The sequence below is a fragment of the Variovorax paradoxus genome, assembly GCF_022009635.1.
GTDB lineage: Bacteria > Pseudomonadota > Gammaproteobacteria > Burkholderiales > Burkholderiaceae_C > Variovorax.
Map to the genome: position 1 here is coordinate 2,420,595 of NZ_CP091716.1, position 25,349 is coordinate 2,445,943.

At 62.3% G+C, this 25,349-nt stretch carries 21 protein-coding genes; 5 read left to right on the top strand and 16 right to left on the bottom strand.

The genetic code is table 11. From position 1 onward, the window contains the following. Window positions 1–188: 188 nt before the first annotated feature. Both L3V85_RS11320 and L3V85_RS11325 read left to right on the top strand, forming a co-directional pair. Entirely contained in the window at window positions 189–872 is a 684-nt protein-coding gene (locus L3V85_RS11320) for a heavy metal response regulator transcription factor (RefSeq protein ID WP_137860489.1), read from the top strand. After that, entirely contained in the window at window positions 869–2,197 is a 1,329-nt protein-coding gene (locus L3V85_RS11325) for a heavy metal sensor histidine kinase (protein WP_237679352.1), read from the top strand. Before L3V85_RS11320 ends, L3V85_RS11325 begins: the two co-directional genes overlap by 4 nt. Window positions 2,198–2,363: 166 nt before the next feature. On the opposite strand, the gene L3V85_RS11330 is transcribed toward L3V85_RS11325, so the two are convergent. The 6 genes from L3V85_RS11330 to L3V85_RS11355 all read right to left on the bottom strand — a co-directional run bounded on the left by L3V85_RS11330 (window position 2,364) and on the right by L3V85_RS11355 (window position 10,205). Continuing rightward, window positions 2,364–2,729, bottom strand: a complete 366-nt coding sequence (locus L3V85_RS11330; RefSeq protein WP_212744019.1) for a DUF4148 domain-containing protein — start codon at window positions 2,727–2,729, stop codon at window positions 2,364–2,366. Window positions 2,730–3,004: 275 nt separating this feature from the next. Continuing rightward, window positions 3,005–3,430, bottom strand: a complete 426-nt coding sequence (locus L3V85_RS11335) for a hypothetical protein (RefSeq protein ID WP_137860491.1) — start codon at window positions 3,428–3,430, stop codon at window positions 3,005–3,007. A gap of 118 nt (window positions 3,431–3,548) precedes the next feature. After that, window positions 3,549–3,968 (bottom strand): hypothetical protein, encoded by a 420-nt coding sequence (locus tag L3V85_RS11340; protein ID WP_137860492.1) that lies wholly within the window; start codon window positions 3,966–3,968, stop codon window positions 3,549–3,551. Between the two features lie 66 nt (window positions 3,969–4,034). Beyond that, complete coding sequence (locus L3V85_RS11345) at window positions 4,035–7,283, bottom strand: CusA/CzcA family heavy metal efflux RND transporter (protein WP_237679353.1); 3,249 nt, start codon at window positions 7,281–7,283, stop codon at window positions 4,035–4,037. A gap of 12 nt (window positions 7,284–7,295) precedes the next feature. After that, window positions 7,296–8,891, bottom strand: a complete 1,596-nt coding sequence (locus L3V85_RS11350; protein WP_137860494.1) for an efflux RND transporter periplasmic adaptor subunit — start codon at window positions 8,889–8,891, stop codon at window positions 7,296–7,298. A gap of 9 nt (window positions 8,892–8,900) precedes the next feature. After that, window positions 8,901–10,205, bottom strand: coding sequence for a TolC family protein (locus tag L3V85_RS11355; RefSeq protein WP_137860495.1), 1,305 nt, complete (start codon window positions 10,203–10,205; stop codon window positions 8,901–8,903). 260 nt (window positions 10,206–10,465) lie between these two features. Between L3V85_RS11355 and L3V85_RS11360 the strand changes: the two genes are divergently transcribed. Next, window positions 10,466–10,654, top strand: coding sequence for a hypothetical protein (locus L3V85_RS11360; RefSeq protein WP_137860496.1), 189 nt, complete (start codon window positions 10,466–10,468; stop codon window positions 10,652–10,654). A 627-nt stretch (window positions 10,655–11,281) separates the two neighbouring features. On the opposite strand, the gene L3V85_RS11365 is transcribed toward L3V85_RS11360, so the two are convergent. From L3V85_RS11365 to L3V85_RS11410, 10 genes are all read right to left on the bottom strand, one after another. Continuing rightward, window positions 11,282–11,515: a DUF2933 domain-containing protein gene (locus L3V85_RS11365; protein WP_137860541.1), complete on the bottom strand. Its 234-nt coding sequence runs from the start codon at window positions 11,513–11,515 to the stop codon at window positions 11,282–11,284. 63 nt (window positions 11,516–11,578) lie between these two features. Further along, on the bottom strand, window positions 11,579–11,908 hold the full coding sequence (locus tag L3V85_RS11370; protein ID WP_137860497.1) for a P-II family nitrogen regulator: 330 nt from the start codon (window positions 11,906–11,908) through the stop codon (window positions 11,579–11,581). Between the two features lie 288 nt (window positions 11,909–12,196). Next, the gene (locus tag L3V85_RS11375; RefSeq protein WP_137860498.1) at window positions 12,197–12,655 is read right to left on the bottom strand and encodes a copper-binding protein; all 459 of its coding nucleotides are present in this window, start codon (window positions 12,653–12,655) and stop codon (window positions 12,197–12,199) included. Between the two features lie 110 nt (window positions 12,656–12,765). Further along, window positions 12,766–13,059, bottom strand: a complete 294-nt coding sequence (locus tag L3V85_RS11380; protein WP_137860499.1) for a hypothetical protein — start codon at window positions 13,057–13,059, stop codon at window positions 12,766–12,768. A gap of 89 nt (window positions 13,060–13,148) precedes the next feature. Further along, window positions 13,149–13,454 carry a DUF945 domain-containing protein gene (locus L3V85_RS11385; RefSeq protein ID WP_137860500.1) on the bottom strand — a complete coding sequence of 102 codons (306 nt, stop codon included), beginning with the start codon at window positions 13,452–13,454 and terminating at the stop codon, window positions 13,149–13,151. A 423-nt stretch (window positions 13,455–13,877) separates the two neighbouring features. Continuing rightward, complete coding sequence (locus L3V85_RS11390) at window positions 13,878–17,042, bottom strand: efflux RND transporter permease subunit (protein WP_137860501.1); 3,165 nt, start codon at window positions 17,040–17,042, stop codon at window positions 13,878–13,880. Then, window positions 17,039–18,742 (bottom strand): efflux RND transporter periplasmic adaptor subunit, encoded by a 1,704-nt coding sequence (locus L3V85_RS11395; RefSeq protein WP_137860502.1) that lies wholly within the window; start codon window positions 18,740–18,742, stop codon window positions 17,039–17,041. Before L3V85_RS11395 ends, L3V85_RS11390 begins: the two co-directional genes overlap by 4 nt. After that, window positions 18,739–20,094: a TolC family protein gene (locus L3V85_RS11400; RefSeq protein ID WP_137860503.1), complete on the bottom strand. Its 1,356-nt coding sequence runs from the start codon at window positions 20,092–20,094 to the stop codon at window positions 18,739–18,741. The genes L3V85_RS11395 and L3V85_RS11400 overlap by 4 nt, the downstream gene beginning before the upstream one ends. A 137-nt stretch (window positions 20,095–20,231) precedes the next feature. Then, window positions 20,232–20,678, bottom strand: coding sequence for a hypothetical protein (locus L3V85_RS11405; protein WP_137860504.1), 447 nt, complete (start codon window positions 20,676–20,678; stop codon window positions 20,232–20,234). A gap of 263 nt (window positions 20,679–20,941) precedes the next feature. After that, the gene (locus tag L3V85_RS11410; protein WP_137860505.1) at window positions 20,942–21,391 is read right to left on the bottom strand and encodes a hypothetical protein; all 450 of its coding nucleotides are present in this window, start codon (window positions 21,389–21,391) and stop codon (window positions 20,942–20,944) included. A gap of 946 nt (window positions 21,392–22,337) precedes the next feature. Here L3V85_RS11410 and L3V85_RS11415 point away from each other — a divergent pair. Both L3V85_RS11415 and L3V85_RS11420 read left to right on the top strand, forming a co-directional pair. Further along, complete coding sequence (locus tag L3V85_RS11415; RefSeq protein ID WP_137860506.1) at window positions 22,338–24,149, top strand: copper resistance system multicopper oxidase; 1,812 nt, start codon at window positions 22,338–22,340, stop codon at window positions 24,147–24,149. Continuing rightward, window positions 24,146–25,342 (top strand): copper resistance protein B, encoded by a 1,197-nt coding sequence (locus L3V85_RS11420; protein WP_237679354.1) that lies wholly within the window; start codon window positions 24,146–24,148, stop codon window positions 25,340–25,342. Before L3V85_RS11415 ends, L3V85_RS11420 begins: the two co-directional genes overlap by 4 nt. The last annotated feature ends 7 nt before the right edge of the window (window positions 25,343–25,349 follow it).

The following is a 25,349-nucleotide window of genomic DNA, read 5'->3' on the forward strand; positions in this document are numbered from 1 at the left end:
TGGCGCCTGCCAACCTCACCAGTCGTGTGGGAGGACTCTAGAAATCGCACCGAACAACCTCCGAACTGGAACATTACAAACATGTAATGTGGCGCTCCACTGGAGGAAAAAGGCGAGAGGCGGCGCGGGCAAATCGCAGATGACCGAAATGTAATCACCCACCTCCCCCGCGAAGTTACGATCGAGAAATGCACCTGCTAGTGATCGAAGACGAAGTGAAGTTGGGGGACTACCTGCGCAAGGGCCTGGTGGAAAGCGGCTTCAACGTCGACCTCTCACGCGATGGCTCCGAGGGGCTGGGCATGGCGTTGACAGGCAACTACGATGCGATCGTCCTGGATGTGATGCTGCCAGGCATTGACGGCTTCAAGATCCTTGAAGCGATCCGCAAGTCTTCTTCCATTCCCGTTTTGATGCTGACCGCACGCGACGATGTGGCCGATCGCGTCAAGGGTTTGGAAAGTGGTGCAGATGACTATCTCGCGAAGCCTTTCGCCTTCTCCGAACTGCAAGCGCGCATCCGAGCGCTTCTGCGTCGCGGAACATTGCAGGAAACGACGCGCTACGCGCTCGCGGACCTTCAACTGGATCTCACCACGCGCAAGGCGACGCGAGGTTCAAAGCGCCTGGAGCTGACGGCCAAGGAGTTTGCCCTGCTTTCGCTTCTGCTGCGCCGGCAAGGTCAGATCCTTCCTCGAGCCATCCTGGCGGACCAAGTCTGGGGGATGAACTTCGACAGCGATACGAACGTGGTCGAGGTCGCTGTGAGACGGCTTCGGATGAAGATCGACGATCCTTTCGAAGTGAAGCTGCTCCACACGGTACGAGGCATGGGGTACGTACTGGAACTGCGAGACGCGGAATCGGCGTGAAGGAAAACTCCATCCAGACATCGCTGTCTCGCTGGTTCGCGATACAGACGTTGATTGGCTTGAGCTTCGTGTGCGTGGCCGTGTATGCCGCAACACGATGGAGCTTTCAGCTCAAGCAATCGGAAGAGTTCTTGAGGTATATCGAACTTGTGCAGCATGTGGTCGAAGAGACCAGCAATCCTCCCGATCTCAATGCCTTGCGCCACAAGCTGGGTGATTATTTTCTTTCGCACCCGGATGCAGCTGCAGCGGTTTGGGTTGGCGAGGAGCAGGTCTACCTGTCGCCGGGGCCGGCCGCCAAGGGCAACTGGGTCACGCGGGACCGCATGCTCGAGGGACTCGCAATCGATGGCAAGCCGATCAAGTTGCAACTGACACTCGATGTCTCCAAGGATGACTTGTTGCTGCGCCGGCTCGCATGGACTCTGTTTCTGGCCACCACCCTGGGGTCGTTGCTGGTCGCGTTTACCGGATCCTTGGTGGTTCGCCGCGGGCTGAAACAGCTCAAGCTCCTCGCGGCCAAAACCGCGGAAGCAGGACCGGAGAACGCCGGCATTCGCATTGACGCCTCGAAGTACGCAAGCGAACTCCAGCCATGGGTGGGCCAATTCAATGCCTTGCTTGAGCGCGTTGAGGGTGCGTACGAGCAGCTCGAGTCATTCAACGCCGATGTCGCGCATGAACTCCGGACGCCCTTGGCAAACATGATTGCCCAAGCGGAAGTCGAACTGAGCCAGGCGCGATCCGTCGCCGCCCTCCAAGACGCGTTGAGTTCCCAACTGGAAGAGGCACACCGCCTTTCGGGCATCGTGACTGACATGCTTTTCCTGTCCAAAGCGGATCGCGGTGCGCGTGCAAGACGGACCGGGCCTGTGAGCATCGCCGAGCAGGTTGCTGCCGTGGCCGAATTCCATGAAGCCGAGCTGGAGGCCGCTGAACTCTCTTTGAAGATCGATGGGGACGCCAATCTCCTCGTAGACGTCGGCCTGCTTCGGCGCGCTGTCTCCAACTTGGTCAGTAACGCGATCCGATACGCCACGCCGCAAAGCCTTATTCGTGTGGCGATCGAGCAAGAGGCGAACGCGATCAGGCTCTTCGTGGACAACCGGGGGGAGCCGATCGACCCATCCGCACTGCCGCATCTGTTTGAGCGGTTCTACCGGGCGGATCGATCGCGCTCTGGCTCTTCCAGCCACCATGGGCTGGGTCTGACGATCGTGTCGGCCATTGCACGTATGCACGGCGGTTCAACATTCGCCTCTTCGGCCGGGGGAGTGACACGCATCGGGCTCGTGCTGGCCCAGCCCGAGTCGAGCGGGGACTGAGCCAAGAAGAATCTACCTTCCGGCATTTAGCCGCCCGCAGATCTCTCTCGGCTGTTGACTTCACCGGGCGCTTGCGGATCCCTCCACCGAGAGCCCGACGAAGTCGTTGACAGCCTCGTCAGCGCGAAGCAGGGCGGCGCTCAGAAGAGCGCGCCTACTCTTTCTTTCACTTCGGGTTGTTCAACACCGGCGGCCAAGGTGCACCGCGGCTTACCGAGTTCCATGCGGGATGCTTCATCGCTACGTCGAGCTCGGCGACGACTTGCGCGCGGGATTTGGGCTCACCCGTCTTGGCAACAGGCCACGGCGCGCCCCGGCTAGCAGCATTCCAGGCAGGTTGCTTCATTGCCGAGTTCAGGTCGGAGTCGATGTCTGCTCGGCTCCGCTTGGAGGCATGCTCCGGGTGATAGGTCGCCCCGGCTTCGTTGGGTGTGGGGTGATAGGCGCCAGCGGCGGACGCGCTTACGGCTGAAAAAATTGCGGCGACGACGGCTGCTGCGGTCACGGCGGAACGAAGAGTGCGAATCAACATTAGGGTCTCCTTTGTATTCCGCCCCGAAGAGTCCGGGGCGTTCAACGACTCTAGAAAGCCTTTCGAACACTTGGCCTGCAACCGGATTACATATTGGTCATCGAAATGTCATAAACAAAAAAGAACACCACCTGAGTGGTCCCAGCGTGGTGTCCTGATTTATCCGCCTCGTGGATACCGAGGCTAGGTGTTGGCGATTGCGACTGGAGGCTATGTCCTGTCTGCTCGGGTCAGTTGCCTGCAAACTTGCTGCAGCGGGCAGCGGCCCCTTCAAATCAGCGCGTGACGGCATTTCCGTCAACTGGCGTCAGCGATGCACTGGCAGCGTCGCTCGAGCCACGAAGCTGTGCGTATGCGCGGTTTGCCTTGGCGTAGGCCGGATGGTTGCCGCTTGCGAATGCATCGCTGTAGCTGAGAGCGCCCAGGCCAGACCTGATCCAGTTCATCGTGTCGGCCTGCACTGCCGCTCGGGTCTTTTGCTGCACCTGCACGACGGCTTGAGGATTGCCTTCCGGGTAGCCGAGCGTGGGAGCGGCGGCCATCCAGGCACGTGTCTCTGCGGCCACGGCAGGGCTGGAAACGTTGGAAGTTTGAGCAACAGGGCGCGGGTCGCCTTCTGCATAGTTACCGGCGAAGGCTGGAACCGCCGCGGCAGCGAGAAGCATGGAGGCGAGGGGCAGTCGAAGCGAGGAGATTTGCATGAGGAGGTCCTTTGGATTGGTGGGTTCATACGCAGCCGTTCTCGACTGCGTGAGTGAACTTTAAAAAACCAGTCCTCCAGACTTCTAACTGCAGGATTACAGTTTGGTTATCAGCTCTTCACTTGAGGCTGAACCGGACGGGCTGCGGTGCTTGGCCCTTCAGGGAAACGTTGGCGACCACTTTGGTGCCTGCGCCCACGGCGAAACTGCCTTTTGCCTGGAGAGAGTCCGCGGCCTGTACCAGCGTGACTTCCTCCTTCTTTCCCGACGACAGTAGGGTCACCTTGGCGGTAGCGCCGGCGAGATCCACTGGTTTGCCATGGTCAGACACGTACAGGGAAATCAGGTCGGGCAGCGCGACGAGTTCGTAGCTCACGTCCTTCGCGACTGTCACGATGCCGCCATGCGCGGGCTTGGCCTCATCCTTATGGGCTGCTGCCCCTTTGCCTTCGTGTTCGTGCCCTTTGTGGTCGTCAGCAGCGAATGCGCCGCTTGAAATGCCCAGCGTGGCGGCTGCGATGAATGTTGCGAGTTTCATGATGGCTCTCAGGTAAGAATGGCGCCCCCGTTGAACGGCCGTGCGGGGGCAATCACGGTACTGACCCTAGGCGGCTGGCTGTGGGGGGATCTCATGCTCCAAAGCGGCTTGCTTCTGAGCCTCGTTGAACACGGCCTCCTCCTCGTCTCGACCATGTGCCAATCGGTAGAGCACTGGAAGCACCAACAACGTCAGTGCCGTGGAGGAAAGAATCCCGCCAATCACCACAGTCGCGAGCGGTTGCTGCACCTCGGCCCCTGTGCCTGTCGCGATTGCCATCGGCACGAAGCCCAAAGACGCGACGAGTGCGGTCATGAGCACCGGGCGAAGGCGGGTGAGTGCTCCCTCGTGAATGGCGTGGTCCAACGACGCGCCCCCCTCGCGAAGGTTCCGGATGAAGGAAATCATCACCAGTCCGTTGAGAACGGCGACCCCCGATAGCGCAATGAACCCGACGGCCGCGGTGATCGACAGCGGGATGTCACGCAACCACAACGCCAGAATGCCGCCGGTGAGCGCAAACGGAATGCCGGTGAACACGATCAACCCGTCCTTCATGTTGCCGAACATCGCGAACAGCAGCGTGAAGACCAGCAGCAATGCGACAGGCACGACGATTTGCAAGCGCTTGGTGGCGGACTGAAGGTTCTCGAACTGGCCGCCCCAGGTGGTCCAATAGCCGGTCGGGACCTTCACCTGCGAATCAAGTGCGCCCGCCGCTTCACTGACGAAGGACCCGAGATCGCGACCGCGTACGTTGGCGCTGACGACGATGCGGCGTTTCCCATCCTCTCGACTCACCTGGTTGGGGCCTGGCGCCAGTTCCAGCGTGGCGACCTCGCCCAACGGAATGAAGTTCACGCGCGCAGCGTTTGCTCCAGCGCCGGCAACGGACGTGGCCCCGACGACGTCGGCTGCAGCCGAACTGGCGGGCAGCGCGATAGGAAGGCGCTTGATCGCCTCGAGGTCACCCCTCACGTTGTCGGGCAGCCTCACAACAATGTCGAAGCGTCTATCTCCCTCAAAGAGGGTGCCGGCATTGCGCCCACCGATGGCCGTGGCGATGGTGTCCTGCACATCCGCGATGTTCAGCCCATAGCGCGTGGCCTTGTCTCGATCGATGTTGACGGTCAGCATCGGCAGACCTGTTGTTTGTTCCACGTTGACCTCGGCCGCGCCTGAGATCGATTTCAAAACGCCTTCGATCTCGCGCGCCGTCTTGTTCAGTACATCCATGTCGTCGCCAAACACCTTCACGGCAACGTCGGCCCGTACGCCCGAAACCAGTTCATTGAAGCGCAACTGGATGGGCTGGGAGAACTCGTAGTTGTTGCCGGGAATCTTGGACACTTCCTTCTGCACCGCCTGGACAACTTCCTGACGCGTGCGCCTTGGCTCCGGCCATTGATCTACCGGCTTCAGCATCACATACGCATCCGAGATGTTCGGCGGCATGGGATCGGAGGCGATCTCCGCAGTGCCTGTGCGCGCAAAGATTCGATCGATCTCCGGAAACTTCTCCTTGAGCGTGCGTTCCAGTTGCTGCTGCATCTGTACCGACTGGCTCAGGCTCGTTCCGGGAATGCGCAACGCCTGCACGGCAAAATCACCCTCGTTCAAGTTCGGGATGAACTCGCTGCCCAGCCGGGTCGCCAGCAAGCCGGCGAGGACCACTGCGATGCCGGCGACTGTGAGAACCACCGCCTTGGCCTCGAGCACGCGTACCAGCAGCGGCTCGTACGCCTTCTTGGCCCAGCCCATCAGGCGGTTTTCCTTCTCCGAAACCTTCTTTCCGATGAACAGTGCAACGGCCGCGGGAATGAACGTGACTGACAGAATCATCGCGCCGAGCAAGGCGATCACAACGGTGAGGGCCATCGGATGGAACATCTTCCCTTCGACGCCGGTGAGCGCGAAGATGGGCAGATAGACGATCATGATGATCAGTTGCCCGAAGAGCAGCGCGCGGCGAGCCTCCTGAGAAGCGGCGAAGACTTCGTGGAAGCGTTCCTTGCGGGTCAGTGGTCGCCCGTGCCTGTGCTGAGCATGAGCCAACCTGCGCACGCAGTTCTCCACGATCACGACTGCCCCATCGATGATGATGCCGAAGTCGAGCGCACCCAGACTCATCAGGTTGGCGCTGACCTTCTGATTGACCATGCCAGTGAAGGTGAAAAGCATCGACAGCGGAATCACCATCGCCGTGATCACCGCGGCGCGCATGTTCCCCAGGAACAGGAAGAGGACCACGATCACGAGCACAGCGCCTTCCAGCAGGTTCTTTTTGACCGTTGCGATCGCCTTGTCGACGAGCACGGTCCGGTCGTAGACGGTGATAGCTTCGACGCCTTCAGGAAGCGTGCGGTTGATGTCCGCCATCTTTTTCGCGACTGCCTGCGAGACGATGCGACTGTTTTCGCCGATCAACATGAAAACGGTGCCCAGCACCACCTCACGGCCGTTGTCGGTCGCAGCACCTGTGCGCAGTTCCTTCCCGATCCCGACCTCCGCGACGTCGCGCACGCGGACCGGCGTGCTTCCGTTGCTTGAAAGAATGATGTTGCGCAGATCCTCCACGCCTCGCGCCTGGCCAGGCGCTCGAATGAGGTACTGCTCGCCGCGACGTTCGATGTAGCCCGCGCCAACGTTTGTGTTGTTGCGCTCCAGCGCCTTGACCACGTCCGCCATCGACAGCCCATACGCGGACAGCTTCTCTGGAATGGGGGCAATCTGGTATTGCTTCTCATAGCCACCGATGGAATTGATTTCGGTGACGCCAGCCACGTTGCGCAGCTGCGGCTTGATGATCCAGTCCTGAATCTCTCTCAGATCCGTCGAGGTGTACGGAGTGCCATCGGGTTTTTTCGCCCCGTCTTTCGCTTCCACCGTCCAAAGGTAGATTTCCCCAAGGCCCGTGGAAATGGGGCCTACCTGCGGATGGACGCCCTCAGGCATCTCACCGCTTGCAGATTGGAGGCGCTCGTTGACGAGCTGGCGCGCAAAGTAGACGTCGGTTCCGTCCTTGAAGATCACGGTGACCTGCGAGAGACCATAGCGCGACAGCGAGCGTGTCTGGAGCAGCCCAGGCAGCCCGGCCATGACGGTCTCGATAGGGAAGGTCACGCGCTGTTCCGTTTCCAGCGGTGAATACCCGGGAGCACCTGTATTGATCTGGACCTGGACATTGGTAATGTCCGGGACAGCGTCAATCGGTAGCTTTTGGTAGTTGTATACGCCAAGGCCTGCCATGGCCACCACGGCCAGCAGGATCAGCCATCGTTGTTCGATGGCGAAGCGAATGATGCGTTCAAACATGCGTTTTTCGCCTCAATGCGTATGGGTCGCAGAGCCCTTGCCCTGCTCGGATTTCACGACGAAGCTGCCCGCGGCAGCGTACTTCGCGCCCGCCTTCAAGCCACTCACGATTTCCACACGCTTGCCATCCGTACGGCCGATCTGCACAGGCTGCGGCACGAATCCACCAGGGACCTTGAGGAACACGACAGGTTTGTCCTCGATGGTCTGCAGAGCGGAGGAGGCGACGGTCACGGGCGAGATGACTTCACTGGCGAGGACTTCAACGCTAACGAAGAGCCCTGGTCGCCAGGCGCCTTGCGGATTGGGCAACACCACGCGAGCACGCGCAGTACGAGTCTGCTCGCCGATCAAAGAGCCGACGTAGGCGACGGTGCCGTTGGTCGTTGCGTCGAAGGCGCCAGATCGCACCACGACACGCTCACCCACGCGCACCTGCTGAAGGTCGCGTGCGGGAACGTTCATCTCGGCCCACACATTGGACAGGTCGGAGATGGTGAACACGCTCGCGTCTTCCTTGACTGATTCACCCAGGGCGATGTGCTTCTCCACGACCATGCCGTCGAAGGGTGCGCGCAGCTCGAAGCGCCCCAGAGAACTGCTGCTGGTCGACGCACCGACGGTCAGCAGTTTTTGCGTCGCATTGGCCACGCTGATCTCTGCCTCACGAAGCGCTTGCTGGGCCTGGAGGACATCCTGCTCCGGTGAAATCTTCTGCTCCCAGAGCGATTTTTCGCGGTCGTAGGTGGTCTTGGCGAGCTCGCGCCGCCGCTGCGCAGCCTGAAGTTCAGAGCGGGTCTCGGAGATCGCGGCGCTGGAAACGACTGCCAGTACCTGCCCCTTCTTGACACGTTCCCCGAGGTTTGCACTGACGCTGTCAACGACGCCGGCGACCCGCGGGACGATGTGCGCAGTGCGGTCCTCGTTGAAGCGGATCTCGCCCGGGAACTGGAGCCCACTGCGAATCGATTCCGGTGCACTGGTATCGAGCGTGATGCTCGATGCCTTGATCTGGGCGTCGGTCATGTTGACCTTGCCCTCTTGCTGATTGAACGTGAACAGGTACGGTTCTTTCGGCGTCTGCACGGCGATCGTGGCTTCGAAGATGTGAGGCTCTGCCACCGTCTGCTGACTCGTCAGAACGCCTGCGACCGGCGCCAGCTTGACTTCTTGCTGGTCGCCGTTCGGGCGATTCAACGTCACCGTTACCTCGGCGTCAGTCGGCGCGATCGGCTTTTCCTTGTCATAGAGCCAGGCTTTGAACCTTGGCTCGCCGTTCTCCTCGGCGAGCTTCAGCTCGATGCTGAAATCGCCTTCGGTGAAACGCTGCCCGCCGTTGGGTCCCTTGGGTGCGGACGCCTCTTCGTGTCCGCCTTCTTCGGATTTGCCATGCCCATGGCCGTCGTCCTCGGCGCTCTTGCCGTGACCGTGCCCATCCTCGCCTTTGGCCGTTTCCTCGGCATGGCCACCGCCCTCGACCGCTTTCTTGGATGAGCCACCGCGCAAGATGAGCGCACCTGCGGCCGCACCGACGATGAGGAGAAAAATGATGATGAAAAGCTGCTTGCGCCCGGGCTTGCCGAGCGTCGACTGCCAAGAGTTGGCCATGATCGGTCCTTAAGGATTGGAGACGGGAGAGCCGCTTGCAGCGGCGGGGCCGCCAAGCAGGCGGTCCAGATCAGTGATGGAGCGATGCAGCTCGGACAGCGACCTCAGGTACTGCGAACGTGCCTGTAGCAACGTACGCTGCGCGTCGAGGGCATCCAGATAGCTGAACTTGCCCAGTTCGAAACCTTTGGTGGCCGCGTCAAACGCAGTCTGTGCGCCCGGCAGGATGTCCGACTGGAGTGCCTCGACCTCGGCCAGGGTGGTGACGTATCGCTGGCGCGCGCCGCCTACGTCAGCACGCAGCCTGAGTTCGAGCGCACGAGCGTCCTCTTCCGCCTTGTCCTGACGTCGAAGCGCCTCCGTGATGTTTCCCCGATTGGTGTCGAAGATGGGCAATGGCACGGAGATACCCACGACCGCCTGGCTGCGCCCGACTTCCCGGGAACGCATCGTTCCTGCATTCAGGGTGATGTCCGGAATGCGCTTGGCCTTCTCAAGTTCCGAGAGAGCGCCGTATCGCTTTACTTCCAGACGTGCCTGCCGCATGGAGGGCGCGCTCGTGATCCGATCCTCGATGGTCTCCTGGGCCTGCGGCTTGGGAATCTGCAGCGCATTGCCGTCGACCGCGTCGAACACCACGGTCGGTCCCGTCAACGCACGAAGCTGATAGAGGTTTGTCTGCAGCTCACCACGCGCCTGGACCAGTTCCAGTCGGACATTGGCTTCCGCGACCTTCGCTTTCGTCTCCTCGACCGGAGATACCTTGCCTGCAGTGACGCGCTTGCCGGCCGTCTCGCTGCCGGTACGTGCAAGTTCAAGCGATGCTTGCGCCAGTCGCACACGGTCCTGCGAGATCAGGGTGGCGAAGAATGCAGCCGTCACATTCGCCCGAATGTCTGCGTATTTTGTCTCGAGCTGCGCGCGCGCGACGTCGATGGCACGCTCTGCCGCCTCGATACGTGCGCCCCGCTTGCCGCCAAGTTCGAATGGCTGGCTCAGCAGTACTGTGGTCGTGCGTGTGTCGCGCCGTACATCTTCGACCTCGACGCTCAGCGTGGGGTTCTGAAAAACCCCGGCCTGGACACGTGCACCTTCCATCGCTTCGACCTCGCGTCGCGAGGAAGCAATCTCGGGATTTCCATCCAGGGCGATCTGAATCGCGGCCGCCAACGTAAGGGGCGGAGAAGATGGGACAACAGGCAAAGAAGCCTGATTCGGCACAGGGGGCGTACCCAAGCTGCTGCCTTGAGCGAACGCACTGCCGCCCGCGAATGCCGTAAGCGCAAGCGCGAACGGCACGATAAACCTGCACATCGAATTCTCCAGTCAAAGGAACGAGACAAGGGAATCCGGCGCGATCGTCAGAACATCGTTTGTGAGCGAAAAAGTAAAGACAGAGGCGCGCCGGGTCAAGCGGCGCGTATCCATTTCGGGCGATCGATGTCCTCGTCGACCCTGAAGTTGTAGGGCTTGGACGTTGCTCCTACAAAGGAGAGACCCTGAGGACCCACGAAAGACGTGTCCAAGGCTGCTCCAAACTGAGCTACACCGGTCTGACAGTAGCTGCAGTCGTCGTGTTCAAGAAATATGGGCTTGTCCGCCAGATCGGCTTCTTGTTGCGCGAGGTCCAAGGGATCAGCCTGATGCTGATGGTCATGGTGCCCGATATGAAACGAAGCTGGCGCAGTCTCGTGCTCGCAATAGGTCGCGACCGCCGCCCAAGTGAACTGGGTGGGCAGCAAAAGCATCAAAACGACGAGTAAGCAGCGGACCATCGAAGAATTTTATATATGCAGCATGAAGGCGCACACGACTCAGGGTCACCAGGACCTGGAACGTGCAGTGTGTCAGTGAAGCGCGAAGGGATACAAGGGCAAGCATGGATTTGCGACCGCGATCCTATAAGCCATTTTGCCAACAACGCGAACTTCAAGATTACATTGCTGTAATTTTCTCTCCGTTCCCGTCGGCGGCGTATGCGGCGGGGTGGCTTCAGTCCAAGCCGGACCAGTGCAGGCTCCTAGCCAGGATACGCTAGCTGACACGCGCAGCTTGCTACGGCCCCGGCTCGATAAGAAGGTCGGTCCATCGTCGAACCAGACGTGCAGCGCGTCCTCTGGAGTTTGGTGTCGTCGGAGCGAAGCCGAGATTGCCCTGAGCATTCGAGCACCAGAGCACTCAGGCGGAGCCTTCCGGCGGTTTTTCAAACTTCATACTTGAGAAGTCAACCTTGCCGACCGCACTCGCGCCCCCTGCGGTTCATGCGGCTGACGAGGATGGGGTTATGAATGCAGTGAACCAACTCTCCTTCGGCACCGTCGCCGACCATCAGCCAGTTTCGACGTGCGGCTTGGGCGGCATGACATGGGAAGCTCCTTGCGCACTGGCCGTCAAGGCTTGTCGGGGTCGGTTTTTCGGTCACCCGACGCCACCTCGTTTTCGCGAGGCTTGGAGCCCATGTCCTTGCTGTTGTCTCGCATGCCCTTCATCATGAAGAGCATCGCTGCAGGGCAGATGAGCACCAGCAGGAACGGTGCAATGGCCTGGATGAAGGCCCGCGCCTCGGGCAGCGCGGCATACGCCACCAGGAGGCCAGCGCCCAACCCAACGGCGACCTTGATCATTGTCCGCATATCGCATTTCATGGCATTGATCCTTTCAGAGCGCGTACTTCGCGGAGGCGTTTGCTAGACCGATGGGGCCGGCAGGAACTCTGTTCCGGTACGCAGATGGAGAAACTTCTCGACGGGCATCACAGCCGCGATCCCGGCGCCGGGGACATCCGAGCCAGCGACTTCCAGCAAGGCATTGAGAAGCCCTTCCAGGTGCGATGCCTCCACGAAGATTTCGAGCTTCGTGTGCGCGCTGAGCAAGTCGCGGGAAAAGAAGTTCTTGTATTCGCCAAAGCCCTTGACCTTGGTCAGCGTCAGACCACCAATGCCAATGCTCCTGAGCCTTCTCTCCAGCGCATCGACCGTCTCGGGCGGAACGATGGCAATGACGTAGCTGAATTTCATGATGACCTCGCTGCGTTGTGTGCGGCCTGACCGGCCGATGAACACGGTATGAAAAGTTCGCTCGGAACGGCAAAGCCGCACATGTGCCCATTTCAGGGGGCGCCTGGGCTGCAGGTCATTCGCGCGGCCTGCAGTGCAGCAAGATTCGCCATCACGATGGTTGGAGTGCCGCGCCAGCCGAGGATTCCCCGTGGCGCGCCCCATTTGTCAGAAGGAGTGCGACTACAGCAAGCGCCGACCAGCGACGGTTCGCTGTCGTCGCTGGCTTGCACGATGTCTTGTGTCCCTCTATTTGACCGAGGTCACCACGTAGCCGTCACCTTCTTTCTTGAACCCGACATGGACCTTCGCGCCCACGGCGAGCTTGTCGAACAGCATCTTGTCCTTGACGGCAAAGCCCATGGTCATCGCGGGCCACCCCAGGCTTTTGACGGGGCCGTGCGCAAGGGTGACCTTGCCCTGGGCCGCATCGAAGTCCCTCACCACCGCGTCAGCTTCATGGGACGTGGACTTGGCTGCCTTGGTGCTTTTTGCGGGCATGTCTTTCATCATGTCCTTGCACTTCTTGGCATCCATGTCCTTCATGTCCATGCCTTTCATGTCCATGTCCTTCATGCCCTTCATCTCCATGCAGTTCTGCATGCCTTTGTCCCCCATCTTCATGTTGCCCATGTCACCGGATTGGGCGAACGTGGCAGCAGAAAAAGACAAGGCAGCGATCAGCGTTGCGGTCGAAACGAATTTCATGATGTGTTTCCTATTTGAGACTGAGATGGGCCCGTTTTTTTCAGGCCCGGGTTAAGAGCGGCCCCTTTGGCAGCCGCGTCTGGAGTCATGTGCCGGTGTCCGGTTCAGAATTACTTGGGTGTCCCTCCTTGCATGGGGAGTTGATGGGGGCGTGCCTCGCGGACATCGGCAAAGCGCTGCCCTGTTGTCTCCGCTCGGTCGAACGTCATGACGCCAGAGCCGCTGCCCTCGGCCGTGCTGCCGTCGTTGATTTGCACGACGCCGCGCGGCTTGGCGTTCTTCAGGGACTCCGCCACGGTCTGGGGCCGGCTGTCGAACTGCGGGGCCGCCTCCTGCGATTGGCTTTGGGCGTAGGCGCCGGACAGCAGCAGGCTTGCGGCGATAAATACAAGGGTGTTCTTCATTTCTGGGTCCTATTCAAAAAATGGGGTAAAGCGGACTCGGTGGGCTGATGGCTCGCATCGCATCCGCGTCGAACGATTCGGTCAGGCGTTCACAGCACGCGGTTCGCGCATGCCTTCACCTGAGCCTCGTAGCGCGCCCTGCGGACCCGGTTTTCTCCGGGCGTCGTTTGGGCACGCGGGCCGTGGTCCAGCGGCAGCACCAGAGGTTCGGGCGGGCAATTCACCCGCTGGCCTGTGGCGCGGTCGACTCTGCTGGTGGTGGCCATTTGTGCCGCCACAGCCGCGTGCCGGTCCGCGCGCGCTTTCTCGATGACCTGGAAGTCGGGGCCGGCAAGCGCGGGCCAGGCCGCGCCCAACGTCAAGGCGACGGCGAGGGAAATGAGCAGTTTCTTCATGATGTTCTCCTGAGGTTGGTTTGATCTGACAGTTCGAGAGGAACCTCGTCGGATCAATCCAGCCATCGGCAGAACGCGATGCGCACAGGCCATCGCAGTCGTCCGTCTCCCGCATCAAAAAACCAGGCTGGCGCCGGCGCCACCGTCACGTGCGCGAGCCAAACCCTCGGCGCCCGTTCTCGTGCCTCGCCTTCGCCAGTGAATGTGTGGGCCACCGGCGCCGGTGCGATGGCACAAGCCGCGCAGGTCTGACAATCCTCGGCACTGCTGGGCATCGGGCGCGAGGCTGCCGACGCGGTCATCACCGGTCCGGCCTGCGGGGTTGCCAGGCCAGAGACTGCGGCGCGCGCTGAGGTACCGAGCACCAGCGACAGGCACAAGCAAAGCGCAACCGCACCCCACACGCGGCGGCAGTCGGAACGTTCAGACAGCCGCACGGCGGCTCCTTCCAAGCGTCCACCGTGATGCCTTGCGCGGCCTGCGCATCAACAGGTAGGCCGCGGGAATGACGAACATCGAAAGCAACGGGGCCGTGATCATCCCGCCCACCATCGGCGCGGCAATGCGCTGCATCACCTCCGAGCCAGTGCCTGTTCCCCACATGATCGGGAACAGACCCGCCAGGATGACAGCCACCGTCATGGCCTTGGGTCGCACGCGCAGCACCGCGCCTTCGCGGATCGCGTCCAGCAGGTCCGCGGTGCTCGTCTTTCCCTCGTCGACGCGCTCGTCCCAGGCGTGCTTCAGGTACAGCAGCATGATCACGCCGAACTCCGCCGACACACCCGCGAGGGCGATGAAACCGACCGCGCCGGCGACGGACAGGTTATAGCTGAGCAGGTAGAGCAGCCAGATGCCCCCGACCAGTGCGAACGGCAGTGCCGCCATGATCAGCAGGGCTTCGTCGAAGCGCTTGAACGTCAGGTACAGCAGCACGAAGATGATCAGCAACGTGAACGGCACCACCACCTTCAGCTTCGCCGTTGCACGCTCCAGGAACTCGAACTGACCGGACCACGACACCGCGTAGCCTGGGGGCAGCTTCACTTCCTTCGTAACCACGCGCTGCATGTCCTGCACCGCCGAACGCAGGTCCCTGCCGCGAATGTCCACGTAGACCCAGCCGGACAACCGAGCGTTCTCGCTGCGCAGCATCGGTGGCCCGTCGGTGATCCGAATGTCCGCCACGTCGGAGAGCACCAATCGCGCACCGCGTTCGGTGACGATCGGAAGAGAGCGCAGTTGCTCCAGCGAGTCGCGGATCTCGCGCGGGTAGCGCACGTTGATCGGGAAACGCTGCAGGCCTTCGACCGTCTCGCCGATGTTCTCGCCACCCACCGCCGAGGCGATGACCGATTGCACGTCGGCGATGTTCATTCCGAACCGCGATGCCTCGTCCCGCTTGATGTTCACGTCCACGTACCGGCCACCGGTGAGCCGCTCGGCCAGGGCGCTCGAGACACCCGGCACGTCCTTGAGCACGCGTTCGATCTCACCGGTGATGCGGTCGATGGTGGCAAGGTCGGTGCCCGCCACCTTCACGCCCACCGGGCTCTTGATGCCCGTGGCCAGCATGTCGATGCGGTTGCGGATCGGTGGCACCCAGATGTTGGTCAAGCCGGGCACCTTGACGATGCGGTCGAGCTCCTCGACCAGCTTGTCCTGCGTCATGCCGGCGCGCCACTGCTCGCGCGGCTTGAATTGGATGGTCGTTTCGAACATCTCGATCGGTGCCGGATCGGTCGCCGACTCCGCGCGCCCGGCCTTGCCGTAGACGCTCGCCACCTCGGGAACCGTCTTGATCAGCCGGTCGGTCTGTTGCAGCAGCTCGCCGGCCTTGCCCGTCGACAGGCCCGGCAGCGCCGAGGGCATGTAGAGCAGGTCGCCCTCGTCCAGGCGCGGCATGAATTCGCCGCCGATGTGCTGCAACGGCCACAGGCTCAGCACCAGCACGACCGCGGCGCCCGCCAGCGTCAGTTTGGGCCAGCGCAGCACCGCGTTCAGCAACGGTTGATAGACAGCGATGAGCAGCCGGTTCAACGGGTTCGTCTTCTCATCGGGAATCCTGCCGCGGATCAGGTAGCCCATCAGCACCGGAATCAACGTCACCGAAAGTCCCGCTGCGGCGGCCATCGCGTAGGTCTTGGTGAAGGCCAGCGGCGAGAACATCCGCCCTTCCTGAGCTTCCAGCGTGAAGACGGGAATGAACGACAGCGTGATGATGAGGAGCGAGAAGAACAGCGCAGGGCCCACCTCGGCGGCCGAGTCCGCGATCACGCGCCAGTGAGTTTCGCCGCGCAGCGTCTGGTCCGGATGATCGTGCTTCCACTTCTCGATGTGCTTGTGGGCGTTCTCGATCATCACCACCGCGGCATCGACCATCGCGCCGATGGCGATGGCGATGCCACCAAGCGACATGATGTTGGCATTGACGCCCTGGTAGCGCATCACGATGAAGGCCGCCAGGATGCCGATCGGCAGCGAGACGATCGCGACGAACGCGGAGCGCAGGTGGAACAGGAAAATGAAACACACCACCGCGACGACGATGAATTCCTCGAGCAGCTTGAAGCCCAGGTTGCGCACCGCTCGCTCGATCAGGTTGGAGCGGTCGTAGGTCGGCACGATTTCCACGCCTTTGGGCAGGCTGGCCTGCAGGGTCTGGAGCTTTTCCTTGACGGCGGTGATGGTCTCCAGCGCATTCTTGCCCGAGCGCATCACGATCACGCCGCCGACGGCTTCGCCTTCGCCATCGAGCTCGCCGATACCGCGGCGCATCTCCGGGCCGACCTGGATGCGCGCGACGTCGCCCAGGCGCACCGAGACACCGGCGTCGGTCGTCATCAGCGGGATCTTGCGGAAATCCTCCAGGCCCTGGAGGTAGCCCGAGGCACGCACCATGTATTCCGCCTCGCCGAGTTCGAGCACTGAGCCGCCGGTTTCCTGGTTGGCTTTCTGGATCGCCTCCACCGCCTTGGTGTGCGGGATCCGGTAGGCGGCGAGCTTCTCCGGATCGAGCACGACCTGGTACTGGCGCACCATGCCACCGATCGACGCGACCTCGGCCACGTTGGGCACCGTCTTGAGTTCGTACTTGAGGAACCAGTCTTGCAAGGCGCGCAGCTGCGAGGCGTCCTGTGTGCCGCCGCGGTCGACCAGCGCGTACTGGTAGATCCACCCGACGCCAGTGGCGTCGGGCCCGAGCGAAGCCTTGGCAGCCGCCGGCAGGCGTGACTGCACCTGGTTCAGGTATTCCAGCACCCGCGAGCGCGCCCAGTACAGATCGGTGCCGTCCTCGAACAGCACATAGACGAATGAATCTCCGAAGAACGAATAGCCTCGGACTGTCTTGGCGCCCGGCACAGACAGCATGGTGGTGGTCAGCGGGTAGGTGATCTGGTTCTCGACAATGCGCGGCGCCTGCCCCGGATAGCTCGTGCGAATGATGACCTGCACGTCCGAGAGGTCGGGTAGCGCATCCAGTGGCGTGCGCAAGACCGAATACACGCCCCAGGCGCTGAGCATTGCCGTGGCCAGCAGCACGAGGAAGCGATTGGCGATGGACCACCGGATGAGCTTGGCGATCATGGCTTGCTTCCCGGCGCTGCGGCCTTGGGGGTCGCGGCGGCACTTGCCGCGGGAGCCGTCGCCATGGGCGTCACCCGGGTGAGCTGCGGCAGGTCATCCGCGTCGATGAAGAACTCGAAGCTTGCGCGGTCGCCGGGTTTCAGATTGCCTGGTGTGCCGCCGGGCGGCAGCTTGAACTCCATCGTCATGGCGCCCCACTTGATCGTGGGAATCGGCCCGTGCGAGAAGGTCATCGCGTCCTTGGTGATGCTTTCCACCTTGCCTTCGCCCACGTGTCTTGGAGCCCCTGCAGCCGGCGTGGCAGAAGCGGCCGTCGCCGCCGTAGGCGCCGCTGTCCCGGGAGCGGCGTTCAGGCGCGCCTCGACACCCTTGAGGCTGGCCTCCGAGTCGATCAGGAACTGCGAGGACACCACGACACGCTGGCCGGCCTGCAACCCGCGCTTGATCTCGGTCTGGCCGCCGGTTTCCAGGCCGATCTCGACATCGACCGGCCGGAACCGGCCGTTGTCCTCCGCCAGCATGACAACCGCGCGCTTGCCCGTCTGGATGACGGCTTCGGTCGGGATCAGCAGCGTCTTGTCGGCACGCATGTCCGTGAACTGCATCGACACGAACATGCCGGGCACCAGCCTGCCGGTCGGATTCGCCAGCTCCAGGCGAGCCTTCAGGGTGCGCGTCGCCGGATTCACATCGGGAAGAATGGCTTGCACCTTGCCCTCGAAGGTCTCGCCGGGCGCGGCCGGCGTTCTGGCCTGCACCCTCGCGCCCAGACGCACCAGCGCCGATTGGCTTTCAGGCACTTCGGCATTGGCCCAGACGCTGGCCAGGCCGTTGATGCGAAACAGCGTGGTGCCGGCGCTCACCGTCATGCCTTCGCGCGCGGCCAGCTCCGTGACGACACCACCGATGGGCGCGACCAGCGTGATGCGCGGCTGCGTGCGGCCGCTGCGAGCGACGAGTTCGATCTGCCCATCGTTCATGCCGACCTGGCGCATGCGTTGGCGTGCGCCGTCGATCAGCGAGGCCAGGTCGGTGCCGCGCATGCGCTGCACCGACAGGAACTCCTCCTGCGCCGCAATCCATTCCGGGACATAGAGCTCGGCCAGAGGCTGGCCTTTCTTCACCTGGTCGAGCGTGGCGCGCACGTTCAGGCGCTCGACATACCCGGTCGCCCGGGCCTGCACGATGACTTGGTCCCGCTCATTGAAGGCGATGCTGCCGACCGTGGTCACTTGCGGCGACACGGTGCCCTCGGACACCACAGCGGTTCGCACGCCCAGGTTCTGCTGCACGCGCGCACTCACCGTCACGCTGTTCTGGTCGCCGTCGCCACCCGCGTAGACGGGCGACATCATCATGTCCATGAAGGGCGATTTGGCCGGCTTGTCGAACCTGTTTCCGGGCACCATGGGGTCGTGGTAATAGAGGATCTTCTTGCCGTTGTTCGGGTCGGTGTCACCGGCCTTGAGGCCCGCTGCGATGTGGCGCCGTGTTGCGTCTTCGCCGGTTTCGTTGGGAGAGGCTGCAGGCGCAGCTGTTGTGCTCGCTGACGGCGTGGCCATCGACGACGTGCCCCCAGAGGTGGCGGACGATGATCCCAGGCTCCTGCCGCGCTGCACCCCGAAGGTGTAGGCACCGACGGCTGCTGCCGCGAGGACCGCTGCCGCGATCAGTCCAAGAACGAGAGGTCTTGTTTTCATTTCTGTGATTCCTTGGTCTCGCCCGCGGCCGCGGACGGGCCGGTATCGAGCACTGAATGGTTGGCGGGGATCAGGAATTCGAGCTGCGCCCAGAGCGCGGCGGTCTCCATCTCGAGGCGAAGGCGTTCCAGGCGCGTGTCGACTTCCATGCGTCGTGTCTCGAGTGCGGCGCTCAAAGTGCCCGCACCGCCGCGGTAGGCCGCCAGCACCGCCTGCGTGCGTTCGGCGGCGAGCGGGATGAGTGAGCTGTCGTACAGGGCGAGCCGCTTGCGGTTGCTCTGCCACTGCTGCAACCATGAAAGCGCCTCGGCGGCACTCTCTCGCGTCGCTTCCTCGCGCTGGGCCTGCAACTGCTCGACCGTCGCCAGTTTGGCCGCGAGTTCCCGATCCTGGCGATTCTTCTGGTCTAACTGCAGCGGGATCGACAGGTTCAGCGACACCATGTTCGAGTAGGCCGGCCCCCGCTGGCTGTACATAAGCTCGACACTCCAGTCGGAGCGCTTGTTGCTTTGCGCGACGTCGGCTTCCGCACGCGCCACCGCTTCCTGTCGCGCCATCAGCGCGATCTGCGGGTGCTCACCGATCTGGGCCTCCAGATTGCGGGCGTCCAGGCGCACGGAGCCCAGTTCCGGTAGCGCCATCGAGGGTGGAGGCGTACCCGGCCCGACCCAGCGCGCCAGACGCGTCTGGGCCGTAGCGATCTGGCGCTCCTGCGCAAGGATGCGGTCGTCCAGTTGCGCCAACGCAGAGCGCGCTGTGAACACATCGGCCTGTGTGCCGCGGCCACCGCGGTAGGCGGCGTCGGCGCCCTCGATCTGCAGGGTCAGCTCGGCACGTTGGGTTTGCAGCAGGTCGCGCATCTGTCCCTGGTAATAGCGATCAAGCCAGGCGATCGCGGTGTCGCGCCGCAGGTTGGCCAAGGCGACAGTACGGCCCGCTTCGGCGACCTCGGCTTCCCGGTCAAAGCGCGCCGCGCGGGCCTGGCGCTTGTCGGAGCGGGTGAATTCCTGCATCACGCCTATCGAGCGCATCGTCATGAAGTCGCGTGTGAGGCTGAAGCGGTCGCTCCCATTGACGGGTAGATTGCTGATGCCGGCCTTGAGCACGGGGTCGGGCAGTTGTCCTGCGGCCACGGCCATGGCGCGCGCGGCGCCGGCGGCCGCGTCCTGCGCGACGAGCTGCCGCGAGCGCTCCTCGGCGAACCGCAGTGCCGCATCGAGAGAAAGCGTCTGCTGTGCATGAGCGCTCAGGCCGAGGGTGCCGGCGCACAGCGCCAACACCACAGCCCAAAGACGAACGGGGCGGCGGGCTGATCGCACGATCGGTGCAGCCGCAAAAAGATTGGGGAACATGGAATCTCCTGACGAACCTGCGAGTAGGTTGTCGGGCCGCTCCGGTGCGCCGAGCACAGCTCGACGAACACGGCAAGGCACGACCGACGCGCCGTACCGGCCCACAACGGGCCGTCGGCGCAAAGTCGGTCAGGCGATCAAGTTCGGGAGACGCAGTGCAGGATGGCGTGAGGCGGCGAGGCCGCAACCAGTGCACTCAGGGAGGTGGCCGAAGGGCGCGCAGGAGGCACCGTCTCAGGCACCCATGGGGTCAAGGGATAGATCGCCGACAGCAACACCGGCGGAACCGTCAGTGTGGATGCATGGTCGCTTTGCTGCCCGTATTTGCAGTGCTCGGCGCACAGGTTGCCGGAAGCCGTGTCAGTCGCGCCCACCATGTCCGAACAGGGCGATCCTTGCATAGCCGAGTCACGAGAGTCGTCTGTTACAGAGACAGCGTCTTGCGCCATCGACATATCGGTGGACAAGCCACCCGCCAGACCCGCGGAGAGCGCGGGGCAGGCGTAAGCGGCGATCGCCAGCTGCGAGAACAGCAGCAAGCCGATCAGGCCCCGGGCCACCATCTGCACGAGTCCGCGCCTCATCGCTGCACCTTTGGCAACGCCGACACGGCCGCACCGCCAACGCATGATGCGTTGGCGGTCCGTGTGAGGAAGGTTGCGGAAATGAGCATTGGAGAACGCGTGAAAGGCTGCTGATGGAGTCCGTGCTTGGAAAGTTGTTCCGCGAATTCTAGGCCTGTTGCTCAGGAAACGGGGCAAGCCGCGGCGAGGCGTGCGGCTTGCGGCGGACGACGCCGTCGTGATCGGCGCTCAATTGCTTGGCGGTCGCCCGACGGCCAGGCCGCTCAGCGGCGCATGGTCGCGGGTGCGTCCGGCAGTTGGCCCTGCTGGGTGAGGCGCTCCACGGGCGTGCCGAACTCCGGCTGCTCACCGCGCAGGCGTGCGTACGCAGCTGCGGCTTGCCGATAGGCAGGGCGAGTCGTATCCGCACCCGCTTCGCCGTTGGTGGCGGCGGCCAGGCCCGAACGCATCCAGGCCAGCGTGTCCGCCTGGACCGTCGCGCGGGTGTTGGAGGACACGCTCACGACGGCACGCGGATTGCCCTCGGGGTAGCCTTGGTCCACAGAGCTCTGCAGCCAGCGCTGCGTGTCCTCGGCCACAGCGGCACGGCTGGTGCTCGACGTCAGCGGCGCCGGGCGAGGATCGCCTTCGGCATAGTTGCCGGCCAGTGCGGGGCCGGCGATCGCGCCGAGCAGCGCGGCGAGGGTCAGGGAGGTCTTGAGAGAAGTCTTCATGTTCGGTCCTTTGGCAGTGGAAGGGTTGGCATCTGCGGAAATGAACAGCGCTGTGGCTTGTCTTTTTCCGATGCATCGACTTTAGGCCGCGGGTCCGAGGGTTTCCGCACGCGCAGATTACAGCTTTGTCATCTGCATGGCCGTGCTTGGCCGATCTCACGACCGAATCAGCTTTTATCTGACAGACGGCACTCGCCAGTGGTCAATCATTCGAGCGATAAATCGGGTCGGCCCCTCGACCAGATCACCAAGGCCGCTTCTGCATGTCCTGCATTCGGGTTTTGCTCCTTTGGGTGCTCATACTCGCCGTACCGTTCCAGGGGTACGCGGCGGCGTCTATGGCATTTTGCGAGACCGAGCATGCGGGGCCAACGGTGACGATTCAAAAAGATTCGCACCAGCGCTCGAACGCCTCAACGCATGACTCCGTCCACTCCCACGACATGGACGCTGAGGACATGGGGCACCATGATGCCGATTCAGGCACTGCCCATAAATGTGGAACCTGTGGGGCCTGCCATGCGGTGGCCCTGATGCCCAATACCTCTATAGTCCGCACCCAATATCTGCCGGCGGCGGACTTGGCAGAGCCTCGCTTTCTGCCTGTCGCCTTCTTCCCGCCCCTCCTCGAACGCCCGCCTCGGGCCTGAAGTGCCTGTTCGCCTTCGACCTCGCGGTCTGAGGCTGTGCGCTTCGCATTGCCGGTAGTCGTCCTCCCGTTCTCGGGTAGTCGCGACGCATCCCAGCCATGAGTCTTCGAGGATCACATGCTCTATTCAACGAATCTCACCAAGACCGAGTCCACGCGCGTGGGTACACCTTCAAGCGGAATCCCCAGCCCACGAAGGCCTGGTATCAGGCCTCGCTGTTGGCGGCTCTCAGCCAAGCCGAGTGGCCCTCGCGCCGCAGCCGGAGTGGGGGGAAATGAACCAAGGGAGGATGCACCATGAAGCCACGGCAAAGCGGCGTCGATCGCCGTAAATTCTTGATGGACCTGGGCTCTCGCAGCGTGATCGGAGGATTGGCACTGCCGCCTTCACTGACCTGGGCTGCCGCTGCTGCGCCTATTGAACGCACGGAACTGCATGGGACTGAATTTGACCTTGAGATTGCAGAGACACCCGTCAACCTGACGGGACAGGCACGGATGGCGACAACGGTCAACGGGCAGATCCCGGCACCGACGCTCAGATGGCGCGAAGGCGACACGGTCACACTGCGCGTGACCAACCGACTACCTGTCGCAAGTTCAATCCATTGGCACGGCATCCTGGTCCCCGCGGAAATGGATGGCGTGCCGGGCTTGAGCTTCAACGGCATCGCGCCCGGCGAGACCTTCGTCTATCGCTTTCCGGTCAAGCAGACCGGCACCTACTGGTATCACAGTCATTCCCGATTCCAGGAGCAAACGGGCCTGTACGGGCCTATCGTGATCGACGCCCGAGATGGCACTCGCTTCAGAACAGACCGCGAGCATGTGGTGCTGCTTTCGGACTGGACGGATGGCGTACCGGAAGAACTCTTCAGGAAGCTGAAGGTCATGAGCGGGTTCTTCAACTTCAACCAACCCACGCTTGGCGACTTCAAGCGAGACATCGCCGAGATGGGTCTTCAAGGGGCGCTAGAAAAGCGAAAGATGTGGAACCGCATGCGCATGGTCCCGACCGACCTCGGGGATCTCACCGGTACGACCGAACTGCGCAGCGCTGCACGCTACCTTCTCAACGGCAAGACTGCCGATCACAACTGGACCGGCATCGTCAAATCTCGCGAGAAGGTGCGCCTGCGGTTCATCAACGGATCAGCCACGACCATCTTCGACGTTCGCATACCGGGGCTGAAGATGAGCGTGGTCGCCGCGGACGGCCAGGACGTTCATCCCGTGACAGTGGATGAGTTTCGGATCTCTGTGGCCGAGACATATGACGTGATTGTTGAGCCGTCCGACGACAAGGCCTATACCCTCTTCGCCCAATCGATCGACCGGACCAATTTTGTGCGCGGCACGCTTGCGCCTCGCGTCGGAATGCAGGCTCCTGTCCCCGAGGTGGACAAGCCAAGCTGGCTGACGATGACCGACATGATGGGCGCCATGGGCTCGGTGGGAGCGATGGATTCGGCCCAGGGCCCGGGCGGGATGGCCGGCATGCAGGAGATGGGGGATATGCAGGGCATGGACCATTCAAGCATGGCGGGAATGAATATGGGTGGCGACGCGAAACCTGCAATGAAGCCACCCCGCGTGCGCCACGCCCGTACAGAGTACGGCCCGGGCGTGGACATGCACGTGGACATGCCGCGAACGAATCTCGATGACCCAGGTATCAACCTTCGCAACAACGGTCGGCGAGTATTGACCTATGCCGACCTTCGCACGATCGGAGGACCGATCGACAGCCGTGAGCCCGGCCGCGACGTCGAACTTCATCTCACCGGCAACATGGAGCGATTCATGTGGTCGTTCGATGGACAGAAGTTTTCCGAATCAAAGCCTGTGCACTTCCGTTTCGGCGAGCGGCTCCGATTGGTTCTTGTCAACGACACGATGATGAATCACCCGATTCATTTGCATGGAATGTGGGGCGAACTGGAATCTCCCACCGGCGAGTTTCTGGCTCGCAAGCACACGATCAATGTCCAGCCCGCGCAACGCGTGACCTACCGTGTGACCGCGGACGCCATGGGGCGTTGGGCTTATCACTGTCATCTGCTGTACCACATGGAAGCGGGCATGTTTCGCGAGGTACACGTGTCATGAACCCGCTTCAGCTCAAACTCGCGCGCAGCAGCGTTGCAGTCGCAATCGCATCTTTTGTTCTCAGTTTCACTGTTTCTGCGATTGCCCAGAGCAATGCGTCCCAGCGCATGGACGACATGCCAGGGATGGGGGCGAACATGTCCGGTCCCAAGTCGAAGGAAGATGCATCCAACAAGGCTGCGCCGACGACACCGCCAAAAGAGCGAACCAAGAAGAAAAAGCCTCAATCCACCGCAGCGCCGATGGATCATGGACAGATGCAAGGAATGCCCGGGATGAAAGGCGGCAGCTCCGACATGAAGGACATGCCCGGGATGAAAGGCGGCAGCTCCGACATGAAGGACATGCCCGGGATGAAGGGCGGCAGCTCCGACATGAAGGACATGCCCGGGATGAAGGGCGGCGGCTCCGACATGAAGGACATGCCCGGAATGAGTATGGGGTCCATGCCTGGCATGGGTCCAATGCAAGGCGGCAGTCCCCCTCCCGACGCTCGCGATCCAGATGCTTATGCCAATGGAATGCCGAAGATGCCAATGTCCGGCATGGACATGGCGGACGACGAGCGCTACGGCAGGATCCTTGTCAACGAGTTGGAATACGCTAAGGCTAGAGATGCTCGTGGCCAAAACCTCAACCTCGAAGTCTGGTACGGGGGCGACTACAACAAGCTTTGGATCAAGGCCGAGGGCGAACGCCGCTCAGGCCGCCTGGACGCCTTTCGCACGGAGGCACTCTGGGACCATGCCATCGCCACGTTCTGGAGCACTCAGTTGGGTGTGCGGCACGACAACGGGGGTGGCGGTCGCTCGCGCAGTTGGCTGGCCTTCGGTGTGCAAGGCCTTGCTCCGTACTGGTTCGAAACAGAAGCGACGGCCTATGTGGGCTCAGGCGGTGCGCTCGCCGCGCGCCTGGAACTGCGCTACGACCTGCTCCTGACGCAGAAATGGATTCTGCAACCCAAGCTCGAGACTAACTTCTATAGCAAGAACGATCCGCAGCGCGGCATTGGCTCGGGTCTGTCCGACATGGAACTGGGCGTGCGTCTGCGCTACGAGGTGACACGACAGTTCGCTCCCTACATTGGCGTGACTTGGTCGAAGAAATTCGGGAACACCGCCGCTTATGCACGACAGGCTGGTGAACGCGTTCGAGACACGCAGATCGTAGCCGGCGTGAGATTGTGGTTCTGACTGGAGC

Coding starts and splice junctions, on each gene's coding strand:
- L3V85_RS11320 (WP_137860489.1), top strand. CDS start 189: ATGCACCTGCTAGTGATCGAAGACGAAGTGAAGTTGGGGGACTACCTG.
- L3V85_RS11330 (WP_212744019.1), bottom strand. CDS start 2,729: ATGTTGATTCGCACTCTTCGTTCCGCCGTGACCGCAGCAGCCGTCGTC.
- L3V85_RS11335 (WP_137860491.1), bottom strand. CDS start 3,430: ATGCAAATCTCCTCGCTTCGACTGCCCCTCGCCTCCATGCTTCTCGCT.
- L3V85_RS11340 (WP_137860492.1), bottom strand. CDS start 3,968: ATGAAACTCGCAACATTCATCGCAGCCGCCACGCTGGGCATTTCAAGC.
- L3V85_RS11345 (WP_237679353.1), bottom strand. CDS start 7,283: ATGTTTGAACGCATCATTCGCTTCGCCATCGAACAACGATGGCTGATC.
- L3V85_RS11350 (WP_137860494.1), bottom strand. CDS start 8,891: ATGGCCAACTCTTGGCAGTCGACGCTCGGCAAGCCCGGGCGCAAGCAG.
- L3V85_RS11355 (WP_137860495.1), bottom strand. CDS start 10,205: ATGTGCAGGTTTATCGTGCCGTTCGCGCTTGCGCTTACGGCATTCGCG.
- L3V85_RS11365 (WP_137860541.1), bottom strand. CDS start 11,515: ATGATCAAGGTCGCCGTTGGGTTGGGCGCTGGCCTCCTGGTGGCGTAT.
- L3V85_RS11370 (WP_137860497.1), bottom strand. CDS start 11,908: ATGAAATTCAGCTACGTCATTGCCATCGTTCCGCCCGAGACGGTCGAT.
- L3V85_RS11375 (WP_137860498.1), bottom strand. CDS start 12,655: ATGAAATTCGTTTCGACCGCAACGCTGATCGCTGCCTTGTCTTTTTCT.
- L3V85_RS11380 (WP_137860499.1), bottom strand. CDS start 13,059: ATGAAGAACACCCTTGTATTTATCGCCGCAAGCCTGCTGCTGTCCGGC.
- L3V85_RS11385 (WP_137860500.1), bottom strand. CDS start 13,454: ATGAAGAAACTGCTCATTTCCCTCGCCGTCGCCTTGACGTTGGGCGCG.
- L3V85_RS11390 (WP_137860501.1), bottom strand. CDS start 17,042: ATGATCGCCAAGCTCATCCGGTGGTCCATCGCCAATCGCTTCCTCGTG.
- L3V85_RS11395 (WP_137860502.1), bottom strand. CDS start 18,742: ATGAAAACAAGACCTCTCGTTCTTGGACTGATCGCGGCAGCGGTCCTC.
- L3V85_RS11400 (WP_137860503.1), bottom strand. CDS start 20,094: ATGTTCCCCAATCTTTTTGCGGCTGCACCGATCGTGCGATCAGCCCGC.
- L3V85_RS11405 (WP_137860504.1), bottom strand. CDS start 20,678: ATGAGGCGCGGACTCGTGCAGATGGTGGCCCGGGGCCTGATCGGCTTG.
- L3V85_RS11410 (WP_137860505.1), bottom strand. CDS start 21,391: ATGAAGACTTCTCTCAAGACCTCCCTGACCCTCGCCGCGCTGCTCGGC.
- L3V85_RS11415 (WP_137860506.1), top strand. CDS start 22,338: ATGAAGCCACGGCAAAGCGGCGTCGATCGCCGTAAATTCTTGATGGAC.
- L3V85_RS11420 (WP_237679354.1), top strand. CDS start 24,146: ATGAACCCGCTTCAGCTCAAACTCGCGCGCAGCAGCGTTGCAGTCGCA.